Origin of the sequence: Leclercia sp. TB492 (assembly GCF_049974505.2) — a bacterium.
GTDB classification, from domain to species: domain Bacteria; phylum Pseudomonadota; class Gammaproteobacteria; order Enterobacterales; family Enterobacteriaceae; genus Enterobacter; species Enterobacter adecarboxylatus_C.
The window spans coordinates 4097951-4110794 of record NZ_CM127572.1 but is presented as its reverse complement, the minus strand read 5'-3'; the positions used below and the strand labels follow the sequence as shown (position 1 = coordinate 4110794).

Here is a 12844-nt window from a genome sequence, read left to right as displayed (position 1 = left end):
GGATGAAACAATGAAACAACACGAAACGGCAGATAATTCTCAGGGTCAGCTTTATATTGTACCTACTCCTATCGGGAATTTATCTGATATTACCCAACGTGCGCTCACCGTGTTGCAAAGCGTTGATCTTATTGCTGCTGAAGATACCCGGCACACCGGCCTGCTTCTGCAACATTTCGCGATTAACGCCCGCCTGTTTGCCCTGCATGATCATAACGAGCAACAAAAAGCCGAAACGCTGGTGGCGAAACTGAAAGAGGGGCAGAACATCGCCCTGGTATCCGATGCCGGTACGCCGCTGATCAACGACCCGGGGTATCACCTGGTCCGCACCTGCCGCGAAGCCGGTATTCGCGTCGTGCCGCTGCCGGGTCCGTGCGCGGCCATTGCTGCCCTGAGCGCCGCGGGCCTGCCGTCGGATCGTTTCTGCTATGAAGGTTTCCTGCCTGCCAAATCCAAAGGCCGTCGCGACGTGCTGAAGGCGCTGGAAGCCGAACCCCGCACCCTGATCTTCTACGAATCCACCCACCGTCTGCTGGAGAGTCTGGAGGACATGGTGGCGGTCTGGGGCGAAGCCCGTTACGTAGTGCTGGCGCGTGAGCTGACTAAAACCTGGGAGACCATCCACGGCCTGCCGGTGGGCGAGCTGTTGGCCTGGGTGAAAGAGGACGAAAACCGCCGCAAGGGCGAAATGGTGCTGATTGTCGAAGGGCACAAAGCGACAGAAGACGCGCTGCCTGCCGACGCGCTGCGCACGCTTGTGCTGTTGCAGGCCGAGCTGCCGCTGAAGAAAGCGGCGGCGCTGGCGGCGGAGATCCACGGCGTGAAAAAGAACGCGCTGTATAAGTATGCCCTGGAGCAGCAGGGGGAGTAACCTGGTGAGCCGTTATCAACCCCCTTTTACGATTACCTCTGCAATCCTAAATCTGGTGGTTGAGACGGGAGAATTGCTGGGGCATTGGGCTGCGTATACGGGGCGAGCTTCACCTCTGCTGCGCAAAGAGAACCGTATTCGTACCATCCAGGCGTCGTTAGCCATTGAACATAATTCGCTGACTACCGGGCAGGTTACAGCAATTATGGATGGAAAGCGGGTATTGGCCCCGGCAAAAGATATTCAGGAAGTCAGGAACGCCATCCAGGCCTATGAGCATCTGAATATCTGGCAAGCCAGTCGTCTGAAAGATTTGTTAAGTGCTCATCGGTTGTTGATGAAGGGACTTATAGATGACCCCGGGCAACTGCGTCGGGGGGATGTCGGGATCTACCGTGGTAACCAACTGGTGCATATGGCGCCTCCTGCGTCTCAGGTCCCTCGTCTGGTGGATGAGCTGCTTGGCTGGCTGAGTATAACAGACCTGCACCCGCTGATTGCCAGCTCCGTATTCCACTATGAATTTGAATTTATCCATCCATTTGCCGACGGCAATGGCCGTATGGGGCGCCTCTGGCAGACTCTTATTCTCAGTCAGTGGCGTGCCGAACTGGCCTGGCTGCCCGTAGAAACGCTGATCCACTTTCAGCAAGAGCGGTACTACGCCATCCTTGGGCAGTGTGACAAAGCCAGCGACTGCACGGCTTTTGTGGAATTCATGCTACGGAATCTTGCCGATGCGCTGCGTGAAAGCATCTCGTCGCCACATACAATGTCGGAAAGAATGTCGGAACAAATGTCGGAAAAAGAGGATACCATCCTGCAACTTCTGATTGCCCAACCAAAGATGACCGCTTCCACCCTGGCCTCAATGCTTGGAGTGACCTCCCGTACGGTAGAACGCTATCTCAGTGCGTTACAAAGCAAGGGTAAGGTACAACGAGTCGGTGCCAGAAAAGGAGGATACTGGCAGGTCTTAAGATAGCCTGCCCGTGTCCCGCCTGACGATAATCAGAACCAAAGGCAAAAAAAAGCATGGCCGGAGCCATGCTAAAAGAGGTTTACTGCAAACTCAGGTCACAGGTGCCGGGTTAAAGACCGCCAGCTGATTGTGTAATCCCCACTGATCGGAGAAGGTTTTCTTGCGGCCGCTGGCCACGTCGAGAATGAAGTGGAACAGCTTCCAGCCCACGTCCTCAATGCTCTCTTCGCCGGTGGCGATGGTGCCCGCGTTGATATCCATCAGATCAAACCAACGGTTAGCCAGTTCGGTACGGGTCGCCATTTTAATGACCGGAACCGCCATCAGGCCGTACGGGGTGCCGCGCCCGGTAGTGAACACCTGAACGGTGATCCCGGAGGCCACCTGTTGGGTGCCGCAGACGAAATCGCTGGCCGGCGTGGCGGCATAGATCAGGCCGCGTTTGGTTGGGCGCTGGCCCGGGGAGAGCACCTCGACAATGGCGCTCTGGCCCGATTTGGCGATAGAGCCCAGGGCTTTTTCCACCACGTTCGCCAGGCCGCCTTTCTTGTTGCCCGGGGAGGGGTTAGCGCTGCGGTCGGTTTTGCCCATATCGAGATAGTTATCGTACCAGGCCATCTCTTCCAGCAGGCGTTTGCCTACCTCTTCGTTAATGGCGCGTGGGGTGAGCAGGTGGATCGCATCGCGCACTTCGGTGACTTCCGAGAACATTACCGTTGCGCCGCAGCGCACCAGCAGATCCGAGGCATAGCCCACGGCCGGGTTAGCGGTTACGCCGGAGAAGGCGTCGCTGCCGCCGCACTGCATCCCCACCACCAGCTCAGAGGCCGGGCAGGTTTCACGCTTGCGCTGATTCAGTTTTGCCAGATGGCGCTCTGCAACCTGCAGAATATCATCGACCATCGAACGGAAACCGACGTGCTGATCGTCCTGCAAACGCACAATGCTGGCGCTATCCACCGGGATAGCCTGGGTATCCTCGGTGCCCTGCAGCAGTTTTTCAGGCACGAGTTTTTCGCAGCCAAGGCCCACCACCATCACTTCGCCGCCGAAGTTCGGGTTGAGGGCAATATTGTGGATGGTGCGGATCGGCACAATGGCCGCCGGGGCGTTGATCGCCACGCCGCAGCCGTACAGGTGGTTCAGACCGACCACGCCGTCAACGTTCGGGTATTTTGGCAGCAGGTCGCGCTCGATGATCTTCACTACAAAATCGACAACCCCCGCCACGCAGTGCACGCTGGTGCTGATGCCGAGCAGGTTTTTGGTGCCGACGCTGCCGTCTGCATTGCGATAGCCTTCGAAGGTGTAGCCTTCCAGGGCTGGCATTGGCTCCGGCACGCGGGTCGCCAGCGGCAGGGTGTTCAGCGGCGGTGCTTCCGGCAGGGCTACCAGCGACTCGTCAATCCAGCTGCCCTGCGGGATCGCCCGCACGGCATAGCCAATGACTTCGCCATAGCGCACGATTTCGCCCTGCGCCGGGATATCGACCAGCGCCACTTTATGGCCCTGCGGAATATGCTCGATCAGTTCAAGCCCGTCAGGGAAACGCGTTCCGGCTTTTAACCCCTGATCGTTAACAATAATCGCCACGTTATCGGTGTCGTGCACCTTAATATAAAACGCGCCCGGCGACGTTTGTCGAATTTCGATGTCGGCCATTGTCCAGTATTCTCCAGCGAGTGGGGGATAATTAATTCGTAAAAGAGTACGTGTATTTTCTTGTTATCGGAAATAAAGACTCTGCTCAGTGGAATAAAGAATGTCAGGCGCAGGGAATTAAAAACGTGATCGCGATCACTCATTTTTGACCTTAGTCTGTGCATAAGGGGGGCAATAGCGAAATCTGTGCATCAGCGCCCAGGGTGTTGTGCATATGCTCAAAATAATATTCACAAGACCTTGTATAATTGAGCGGTTACACAATGCGCGTCCTGGGGTGGTTGATTATACTCATTAACGATTTCATGGTATCGGATTAATTATCCGTATTTGCCTGCCATTACTGAAATAATCAGGAATGCCTCTTTCTTAAAATAATAAAAATAATTTCGCTGATGTGCCAGAGGAAATAAAAATGTTGCTGGATACTACCGTTGAAACAAAAAAGGTTGCCCCAACCCGCTATTTAATATTGCTCATTATATTTATTGTAACCGCGGTCAATTACGCCGACCGCGCCACGCTCTCTATTGCCGGTACGGAAGTCGCCAAAGAGCTCCAGTTGAGCGCCGTGTCGATGGGCTACATCTTCTCCGCCTTCGGCTGGGCCTACTTGCTGATGCAGATCCCCGGCGGCTGGCTGCTGGATAAGTTCGGTTCGAAAAAGGTTTATACGTACAGCCTGTTCTTCTGGTCGCTGTTCACCTTTATGCAGGGCTTTGTCGATTTCTTCCCGCTGGCATGGGCGGGCATCTCGATGTTCTTTATGCGCTTTATGCTCGGCTTCTCCGAGGCGCCGTCCTTCCCGGCCAACGCCCGTATCGTGGCGGCCTGGTTCCCGACCAAAGAGCGCGGTACGGCCTCTGCCATCTTTAACTCTGCACAATATTTCTCGCTGGCGCTGTTCTCCCCTCTGCTCGGCTGGCTGACCTTCGCCTGGGGCTGGGAACATGTCTTTACCGTGATGGGGGTGATTGGTTTTGTCCTGACCGGGATGTGGGTGAAGTTTATCCACAACCCAACCGACCACCCACGCATGACCGCGGAAGAGCTGAAGTTCATTAAGGACGGCGGCGCGGTGGTCGACATGGATCATAAAAAGCCGGGCGACAAAGCGGCCAGCGGTCCGAAGCTGCATTACATCAAACAGTTATTGTCCAACCGCATGATGCTGGGCGTGTTTTTCGGGCAATACTTTATCAACACCATCACCTGGTTTTTCCTCACCTGGTTCCCGATTTACCTGGTGCAGGAGAAGGGGATGTCGATTCTGAAGGTGGGTCTGGTGGCTTCCATTCCGGCGCTGTGCGGTTTTGCCGGTGGCGTGCTGGGCGGGGTGTTCTCGGATCACCTGATTAAGAAAGGCAAGTCGATTACCCTGGCGCGTAAGCTGCCGATTGTGCTGGGCATGCTGCTGGCCTCCTCAATCATTCTGTGCAACTACACCAATAACACCGCGCTGGTGGTAGCCCTGATGGCGCTGGCCTTCTTCGGTAAAGGGTTTGGTGCCCTGGGCTGGCCGGTGATTTCCGATACCGCACCAAAAGAGATTGTTGGGCTGTGTGGTGGTGTGTTTAACGTCTTTGGCAACGTAGCGTCAATTGTCACTCCGCTGGTGATTGGCTATCTGGTCAGTGAACTGCATTCGTTCAACGCGGCACTGGTATTCGTAGGCTGTTCCGCGCTGATGGCGATGTTCTGCTACCTGTTCGTAGTGGGTGACATCAAACGTATGGAATTGCAGAAATAAGCAAAGGTATAAGCGATGAGTAACGATATTTTCCCGAACAAATTTAAAGCGGCCCTCGCGGCACATCAGATTCAGATCGGCTGCTGGTCGGCGCTGGCAAGCCCAATCAGCACCGAAGTGCTGGGGCTGGCAGGTTTTGACTGGCTCGTACTCGACGGTGAACATGCTCCGAACGACGTCACCACCTTTATCCCGCAGCTGATGGCGCTGAAAGGCAGCCACAGTGCGCCGGTGGTACGTGTCCCGACCAATGAGCCGGTGATCATCAAACGCCTGCTGGATATTGGCTTCTACAACTTCCTGATCCCGTTTGTGGAAAACGTCGAAGAGGCTGTGCAGGCGGTGGCGTCCACCCGTTATCCGCCAGAAGGCATTCGCGGCGTGTCGGTCTCCCATCGCGCCAATATGTTTGGCACCGTGCCGGACTACTTCGTCCAGTCGAACAAAAACATCACCATCCTGGTGCAGATTGAGAGCCAGCAGGGCGTGGACAACGTCGATGCGATCGCCGCCACTGACGGCGTCGACGGCATCTTCGTCGGCCCAAGCGACCTGGCGGCCGCCTTTGGTCATCTGGGGAATGCGAATCACCCGGAAGTCCAGCGCGCCATTCAGCATATCTTTGCCCGCGCCAAAGCGCACGGTAAGCCGTGCGGCATCCTGGCGCCGGTCGAGGCCGATGCGCGCCGTTACCTGGAATGGGGCGCGACTTTTGTTGCCGTTGGCAGCGACCTTGGCGTGTTCCGCTCCGCGACTCAGAAGTTAGCGGATTCCTTCAAGAAATAATCACCACCACTGAATAAAGAGAGACGCAATTATGACACTGAAAGTTGGTTTTATTGGCCTGGGCATCATGGGTAAACCAATGAGTAAAAACCTCATCAAAGCAGGTTACTCACTGGTGGTTGCTGACCGTAACCCGGAAGCCATTGCCGAAGTGATTGCCGCAGGCGCAGAGACCGCTACCACGGCAAAGGCGATTGCGGAGCAGTGCGATGTGATCATCACCATGCTGCCAAACTCCCCACACGTGAAAGAGGTGGCGCTGGGCGAAGGCGGCATTATTGAAGGGGCCAAACCGGGCACCGTGCTGATCGACATGAGCTCCATTGCACCGCTGGCCAGCCGTGAAATCAGCGAAGCGCTGAAAGCGAAAGGCATCGACATGCTGGATGCGCCGGTGAGCGGCGGCGAGCCAAAAGCCATCGACGGCACCCTCTCTGTAATGGTGGGCGGCGACAAGGCGATTTTCGACAAATATTACGATCTGCTGAAAGCGATGGCCGGCTCCGTGGTGCACACCGGTGAGATTGGCGCAGGTAACGTCACCAAGCTGGCAAACCAGGTGATTGTGGCCCTGAACATCGCGGCGATGTCCGAAGCCCTGACCCTGGCGACCAAAGCGGGCGTTAACCCGGATCTGGTGTATCAGGCGATCCGCGGCGGCCTGGCGGGCAGCACCGTGCTGGATGCTAAAGCACCGATGGTGATGGATCGTAACTTCAAGCCTGGCTTCCGTATCGATCTGCACATCAAGGATCTGGCCAACGCCCTGGACACCTCCCACGGCGTGGGTGCCCAGCTGCCGCTGACCGCGGCGGTGATGGAGATGATGCAGGCCCTGCGTGCCGACGGGCTGGGGACTGCTGACCACAGCGCCATTGCCTGCTATTACGAAAAACTGGCGAAAGTGGAAGTCTCTCGCTAACAAAGACGGGCGCGGGAACGCGCCCGCTATTTTTGCCTTAAGCGGTAACAGGCTATAACTATGAAAATCGTAATCGCCCCTGACTCTTACAAAGAAAGCCTGTCTGCCACCGAGGTAGCGCGGGCGATAGAAAAAGGCTTTCGGGAGATCTTTCCCGATGCAGAGTATGTTTCGGTTCCCGTGGCGGATGGCGGGGAAGGAACGGTTGAAGCGATGATTGCCGCCACCAACGGCACGATGCAGCACGCGGTTGTGACGGGACCACTGGGCGAAAGCGTTAACGCCTGCTGGGGGATCTCCGGCGATGGCGTGACGGCGTTTATTGAGATGGCAGCGGCAAGCGGACTGGCTCTGGTTCCTCCGGCCCAGCGCAACCCGTTGATTACCACCTCCCGCGGCACGGGCGAGCTGATCCTCGCCGCACTCGATAAAGGTGCGCGCAATATTATTATCGGGATTGGCGGCAGTGCCACCAACGACGGCGGCGCCGGAATGGTGCAGGCGCTGGGTGCAAAACTGACTGACGCCAACGGCACCGATATCGGCCACGGCGGCGGCAGCCTGATGGCGCTGAACAATATTGATATTTCGACGCTCGATCCGCGCCTGAAAACCTGCGCGATCCGGGTGGCCTGTGATGTGAGCAATCCGCTGATCGGCGAGCAGGGCGCATCCCGCATCTTCGGCCCGCAGAAAGGGGCCACAGAAGCCAACATCATCGAACTCGACAACAACCTCGCCCATTTCGCCGATGTCATCCATGCTTCGCTGCGTATTGACGTCAAAAATGTCCCTGGCGCGGGTGCGGCAGGTGGCATGGGGGCCGCGCTGATGGCATTCCTCGGCGCGGAGCTGAAAAGCGGTATCGAAATTGTCACCCAGGCGTTGAATCTCGAAGAGCATATTCATGACTGCACCTGGGTGGTGACGGGTGAAGGTCGACTGGACAGTCAAAGCATTCACGGCAAAGTGCCGGTAGGCGTGGCGCGCGTCGCCAGCAAGTATCATAAGCCGGTGATCGGTATTGCCGGCAGCCTGACCAGCGATGTCGGCATTGTGCACCAGTACGGTATCGACGCGGTGTTCAGCGTCCTGACCAGCATCAGCACTCTCGAAGAGGCATTCCGCGGCGCGTTTGACAATATTTATCGCGCTTCGCGCAATATTGCCGCCACCCTGCGGGTCGGGATGCTCACCGAAGGGTGACAGCGGGGCGCAAACCCTCTATACTGCGCGCCGAAGCTGACCAGACAGTCGCCGCTTCGTCGTCGTCCCTTTCGGGGGAGACGGGCGGAGGGGAGGAAAGTCCGGGCTCCATAGGGCAGGGTGCCAGGTAACGCCTGGGGGGGAAACCCACGACCAGTGCAACAGAGAGCAAACCGCCGATGGCCCACGCAAGTGGGATCAGGTAAGGGTGAAAGGGTGCGGTAAGAGCGCACCGCGCGGCTGGTAACAGTCCGTGGCACGGTAAACTCCACCCGGAGCAAGGCCAAATAGGGGTTCACATGGTACGGCCCGTACTGAACCCGGGTAGGCTGCTTGAGCCAGTGAGCGATTGCTGGCCTAGATGAATGACTGTTCAACGACAGAACCCGGCTTATCGGTCAGCTTCACCATTTTCAAACAAAAACCCGCTTCGGCGGGTTTTTGCTTTCTGCATTCTCTGCCGGTTCTTACATACAAAATTGTTTATATACTTCATCACTGATCGACATCCGTAATTGAAAAATACTTCGGGGGTTCTTCCCTGACAGATAATTAAGGATCGTGAGATGAAAAAGATTTTCCGTATCGCGCTGATGACGGCAGCCCTGACGGGTGTTATGGGTGTGGCGCAGGCGGCAGAGGACGCCACCGCGCCCGCGCCGACGCAGGATCCGATCGTACAGCAGCTGAAACTCAGCAGTGAGCAGACCACGAAAATCAAGGCTCTGCACCAGCAGCTGGAAGATAACGTCGCTAAGATCTCAACCGACAACGTGAAAAATGGCACTCTGATTAACGTCATCCAGTCAGGCAAGTGGGATGAAAAAGCGGTCAAAGATCAGCTGGCGGCGTTCAGCCGTATTGAAGAGCAGGCGCGTTACTACCGCGTAAAATATTACTTCGATGTGAGCCAGGTGTTGACCCCTGAACAGCGCGCCGAGGTCCGCTCGCAAATCGCTCAGGCGATGACCCAATAAGCGACTCGCCTCTGACAAGAGAGCATCAACCCGCGCCTGTCGCGGGTTTTTTATTTCTTGAAGTGCATCACAATGAGAAAATAGCCTCTCTTCTCATTTTATAAAGAGTATTTTTTTCTCTGAATCGGCAAAATCCACATTAATGTTGTGACTTTTTTCTCTTCCTCTCCCGGTATGATTTTTCCATTCAAATAACAAACACCTGCACCTCTCTGAATCATTATCGCTGATGAGCAGATACCCATAAAAATAACTGTCTACCCTACAAAATAAGCGAGAGCCTAATGGATACGGCGACAAACAGCAGCGTGATTGTGAACGACTCCCCGGCGGCAAGACGGGCAGGAATGAGTGAAAGTGAATGGCAGGAAGCGATTAAATTCGACAGTACCGATACCGGTTGGGTCATCATGAGTATCGGGATGGCCATTGGCGCGGGCATTGTTTTTCTCCCGGTGCAGGTTGGCCTGATGGGACTGTGGGTTTTTCTGCTGTCCTCGATTATCGGTTATCCGGCCATGTACCTGTTTCAGCGGTTATTTATTAACACCCTGGCGGAATCACCGGAGTGCAAAGACTACCCGAGCGTGATTAGCGGCTATTTAGGCAAAAACTGGGGCATCTTATTAGGGGCGCTCTATTTCGTGATGCTGGTTATCTGGATGTTCGTTTACTCCACGGCGATCACCAATGACAGCGCATCCTATCTGCATACCTTCGGCGTGACCGACGGCCTGCTGTCAGAGAACCCGCTCTATGGTTTATTTCTGATCTGTATTCTGGTGGCAATCTCCTCGCGCGGCGAAAAGCTCTTGTTTAAAGTTTCCAGCCTGATGGTGCTTACCAAATTGCTGGTGGTGGCTGCGTTAGGATTATCGATGATCGGCATGTGGCATCTGTATAACGTCGGGACGTTACCGCCGGTGGGGCTGTTGATTAAAAACGCCATTATTACACTGCCCTTTACCTTAACCTCCATTCTGTTTATTCAGACGCTCAGCCCGATGGTGATCTCCTACCGCTCACGTTCGAAATCGATTGAAGTGGCGCGGCATAAAGCCCTGCGGGCGATGAATATCGCGTTTGGCATTCTGTTTGTGACCGTCTTTTTCTACGCGGTTTCTTTTACCCTTGCGATGGGGCATGACGAAGCGGTTAAGGCCTATGAGCAAAATATCTCTGCCCTGGCGATTGCCGCGCAGTTTATCAGCGGTGACGGCGCGGGTTGGGTCAAAATCGTCAGCGTGGTGCTGAATATCTTCGCAGTCATGACGGCATTCTTTGGTGTCTATCTCGGCTTTCGTGAAGCCACTCAGGGCATCGTCATGAACATCCTGCGTCGCAAATTGCCAGCGGAAAAAATCAATGAACGTACCGTACAGCGCGGCATTATGCTCTTCGCCATTCTGCTTGCCTGGAGCGCCATCGTATTAAACGCGCCGGTGCTGAGCTTCACCTCTATCTGCAGCCCCATTTTCGGCATGGTGGGCTGCTTAATTCCGGCGTGGCTGGTCTACAAGGTCCCTGCGCTGCACAAATACAAAGGCGTGTCGCTGGTGATCATTATCATTACCGGGCTGCTGCTTTGTGTTTCTCCTTTCCTCGCATTTTCGTGAGGCGCAATGAAGGTCGTAACGATGTCTGAGCAAATGAATCCTTTGTGGAACCTGTTTATTCATGCGGTGCAGGAAGAGGTAAAACCTGCGCTGGGATGTACGGAGCCTGTTTCGCTGGCGCTGGCCTGTGCTATAGCGGCTAAGCAGTTGAGTGGTGAAATTACACAAATAGAAGCGTGGGTTTCACCGAATTTAATGAAAAATGGACTGGGTGTGACGGTGCCAGGCACCGGAATGGTGGGGCTACCAATTGCTGCTGCGCTGGGGGCTATCGGTGGCAATGCCCAGGGCGGGCTGGAGGTGTTAAAAGATGCCTCCGCAGAGGCCGTCACCCGAGCGAAAGCGTTACTTAAGGCTGGAAAGGTGCAGGTGAAGTTGCAGGATCCCTGTGACGAGATCCTCTATTCCCGTGCACGTGTTTATGCCGGAGATAAATCGGCAAGCGTCACCATTGCAGGTGGTCATACCCGGGTTGTGCAGATTGATTGTCAGGGTAAAACCTGTTTCAGGCTCGATGAGCAACCGCAGGGGTGTACCGACGATCCGCTGGCGATGCTTTCGCGCGCCACGCTGTCGCAGATCCTTGATTTTATTGAGCATGTGCCGTTCCCGGCGATCCGTTTTATTCTGCAGGCGGCGCGTCTGAATGATGCGTTATCCCGGGAAGGATTATCCGGCAAATGGGGGCTACATATCGGTGCGACCTTGCATAAACAGCAGGCGACCGGTTTTTTTGCCCGGGATCTTGGCTCGGAAATTGTGATCCGCACCAGTGCCGCGTCGGATGCCCGCATGGGCGGTGCGACGCTGCCCGCCATGAGCAATTCCGGATCGGGTAATCAGGGGATTACTGCCACCATGCCGGTAGTGGTGGTCGCTGAGCATGTTCAGGCTGATGACGAAAAACTGGCGCGGGCGCTGATGCTTTCGCACCTGTCGGCGATTTACATCCACTATCAGCTTCCTCGTCTGTCGGCTCTGTGTGCGGCAACCACGGCAGCCATGGGGGCAGCGGCAGGTATGGCATGGCTACTGGATGGCCGTTATAACGCTATCGCGATGGCGATAAGCAGTATGATTGGTGATGTCAGCGGGATGATCTGTGATGGTGCGTCTAACAGTTGTGCGATGAAGGTCTCGACCAGCGTAAGCTGCGCCTGGAAGTCGGTGATGATGGCGCTCGATGACTCTGCTGTTACCGGCAACGAAGGGATTGTGGCGCATGATGTCGAACAGTCTATCGCCAATCTCTGCTCACTGGCATGCCGCTCAATGCAGGCGACCGACCGGCAGATTATCGAAATAATGGCGCAAAAGGTGTCCTGAAATGATGCCCCTCTCTCCTTGCGGAGCGAGGGGCCGTCTTAGACCGGCAAATCAATCAGCAGCGCCCGCAGGGGCGTATCGGCCACCAGGGTGATATTCGCCTCGTCGCGGATAAATGCCCCATCCCCGCAGGTCAGCGCTTCCCGCTCTTCGGCTGGCGTTAACGCATGCACCATGCCATGAATGGACTGCAGATAGGCGCGCGGGCCATGCAGCTGGAAGCTCAGGCGCTCACCTTTATTCAGCTCGATATGATGCACCCACACCTGCTGGCGTAACTGCAGGCTGCCTGCGCTGCCGTCGGGCGAGGCCAGCAGCTGCTGCTTCCCTTCCAGCAGATCGATCTTCTGGAGCGGCGGGTTTTCACGCTCCGGGCAGGCATCCAGCCACAGCTGCATCCGCGTCAGCGTCTTATCTTTGCTGAGGTTGTGCTCGCTATAGCTAATGCCTGGCTGAGTGGCTATCAGCAATGCTTCACCGGCTTTCGCCTGGACATGGTTGCCCTCGCTGTCGCGATACTCTGCTTCGCCTTCAAGAATCAGGTTCAGGATATCCACTTTTGGATAGGTACGCGGCTGGAACGAGGCCCCGGGTGCGAGTACCTCCTGATTCAGTACGCGCAAAGAGGCATAGCCCAGCAGCTTCGGGTCAAAGTAGTGTCCAAAGGAAAAGGTGTAGCGGGCCTGCAGCCAACCGAAATCGGCTTGTCCGCACTGTTTGGCTGTTCTTGTCGTAATCATAAA

11 protein-coding genes and 1 other RNA gene are annotated in these 12844 nt (G+C 55.8%); 10 read left to right on the top strand and 2 right to left on the bottom strand.

The annotated features are described in order from the left end of the window. Positions 1-10 precede the first annotated feature (10 nt). Positions 11-874: a 16S rRNA (cytidine(1402)-2'-O)-methyltransferase gene (rsmI, locus tag ACP4QI_RS19425; protein WP_156264708.1), complete on the top strand. Its 864-nt coding sequence runs from the start codon at positions 11-13 to the stop codon at positions 872-874. A 4-nt stretch (positions 875-878) separates the two neighbouring features. Then, positions 879-1859, top strand: coding sequence for a Fic family protein (locus tag ACP4QI_RS19420; protein WP_156264707.1), 981 nt, complete (start codon positions 879-881; stop codon positions 1857-1859). An 87-nt stretch (positions 1860-1946) separates the two neighbouring features. Here the strand turns inward: ACP4QI_RS19420 and garD are convergent, their stop codons facing one another. Continuing rightward, positions 1947-3518 (bottom strand): galactarate dehydratase, encoded by a 1572-nt coding sequence (garD, locus tag ACP4QI_RS19415; RefSeq protein ID WP_426495751.1) that lies wholly within the window; start codon positions 3516-3518, stop codon positions 1947-1949. A gap of 415 nt (positions 3519-3933) precedes the next feature. Here garD and ACP4QI_RS19410 point away from each other — a divergent pair, with 415 nt between their 5' ends. The 8 genes from ACP4QI_RS19410 (at position 3934) to ACP4QI_RS19375 (ending at position 12101) form a co-directional block, all read left to right on the top strand. Then, on the top strand, positions 3934-5268 hold the full coding sequence (locus tag ACP4QI_RS19410; RefSeq protein ID WP_231313613.1) for an MFS transporter: 1335 nt from the start codon (positions 3934-3936) through the stop codon (positions 5266-5268). A 15-nt stretch (positions 5269-5283) separates the two neighbouring features. Continuing rightward, entirely contained in the window at positions 5284-6054 is a 771-nt protein-coding gene (gene garL, locus ACP4QI_RS19405; protein ID WP_156264705.1) for a 2-dehydro-3-deoxyglucarate aldolase, read from the top strand. 31 nt (positions 6055-6085) lie between these two features. Further along, the gene (gene garR / locus ACP4QI_RS19400; protein WP_142487213.1) at positions 6086-6976 is read left to right on the top strand and encodes a 2-hydroxy-3-oxopropionate reductase; all 891 of its coding nucleotides are present in this window, start codon (positions 6086-6088) and stop codon (positions 6974-6976) included. A gap of 60 nt (positions 6977-7036) precedes the next feature. Beyond that, the gene (gene garK, locus ACP4QI_RS19395; protein ID WP_426495752.1) at positions 7037-8182 is read left to right on the top strand and encodes a glycerate 2-kinase; all 1146 of its coding nucleotides are present in this window, start codon (positions 7037-7039) and stop codon (positions 8180-8182) included. A 32-nt stretch (positions 8183-8214) separates the two neighbouring features. Continuing rightward, positions 8215-8592, top strand: an RNA gene (rnpB, locus tag ACP4QI_RS19390) — RNase P RNA component class A. A 156-nt stretch (positions 8593-8748) separates the two neighbouring features. Beyond that, complete coding sequence (locus ACP4QI_RS19385; RefSeq protein WP_426495753.1) at positions 8749-9159, top strand: Spy/CpxP family protein refolding chaperone; 411 nt, start codon at positions 8749-8751, stop codon at positions 9157-9159. A 284-nt stretch (positions 9160-9443) separates the two neighbouring features. Continuing rightward, positions 9444-10775, top strand: a complete 1332-nt coding sequence (locus tag ACP4QI_RS19380) for an amino acid permease (protein ID WP_156264703.1) — start codon at positions 9444-9446, stop codon at positions 10773-10775. 21 nt (positions 10776-10796) lie between these two features. Further along, a complete protein-coding gene (locus ACP4QI_RS19375; protein WP_426495754.1) occupies positions 10797-12101 on the top strand; it encodes an L-cysteine desulfidase family protein in 1305 nt (434 codons plus the stop codon). Between the two features lie 38 nt (positions 12102-12139). Here ACP4QI_RS19375 and ACP4QI_RS19370 read toward each other — a convergent pair whose 3' ends face one another. Further along, positions 12140-12841: a pirin family protein gene (locus ACP4QI_RS19370; protein ID WP_426495755.1), complete on the bottom strand. Its 702-nt coding sequence runs from the start codon at positions 12839-12841 to the stop codon at positions 12140-12142. Positions 12842-12844 lie beyond the last annotated feature (3 nt).

Coding starts and splice junctions, on each gene's coding strand:
- rsmI (WP_156264708.1), top strand. CDS start 11: ATGAAACAACACGAAACGGCAGATAATTCTCAGGGTCAGCTTTATATT.
- garD (WP_426495751.1), bottom strand. CDS start 3,518: ATGGCCGACATCGAAATTCGACAAACGTCGCCGGGCGCGTTTTATATT.
- ACP4QI_RS19410 (WP_231313613.1), top strand. CDS start 3,934: ATGTTGCTGGATACTACCGTTGAAACAAAAAAGGTTGCCCCAACCCGC.
- garL (WP_156264705.1), top strand. CDS start 5,284: ATGAGTAACGATATTTTCCCGAACAAATTTAAAGCGGCCCTCGCGGCA.
- garR (WP_142487213.1), top strand. CDS start 6,086: ATGACACTGAAAGTTGGTTTTATTGGCCTGGGCATCATGGGTAAACCA.
- garK (WP_426495752.1), top strand. CDS start 7,037: ATGAAAATCGTAATCGCCCCTGACTCTTACAAAGAAAGCCTGTCTGCC.
- ACP4QI_RS19385 (WP_426495753.1), top strand. CDS start 8,749: ATGAAAAAGATTTTCCGTATCGCGCTGATGACGGCAGCCCTGACGGGT.
- ACP4QI_RS19380 (WP_156264703.1), top strand. CDS start 9,444: ATGGATACGGCGACAAACAGCAGCGTGATTGTGAACGACTCCCCGGCG.
- ACP4QI_RS19375 (WP_426495754.1), top strand. CDS start 10,797: ATGTCTGAGCAAATGAATCCTTTGTGGAACCTGTTTATTCATGCGGTG.
- ACP4QI_RS19370 (WP_426495755.1), bottom strand. CDS start 12,841: ATGATTACGACAAGAACAGCCAAACAGTGCGGACAAGCCGATTTCGGT.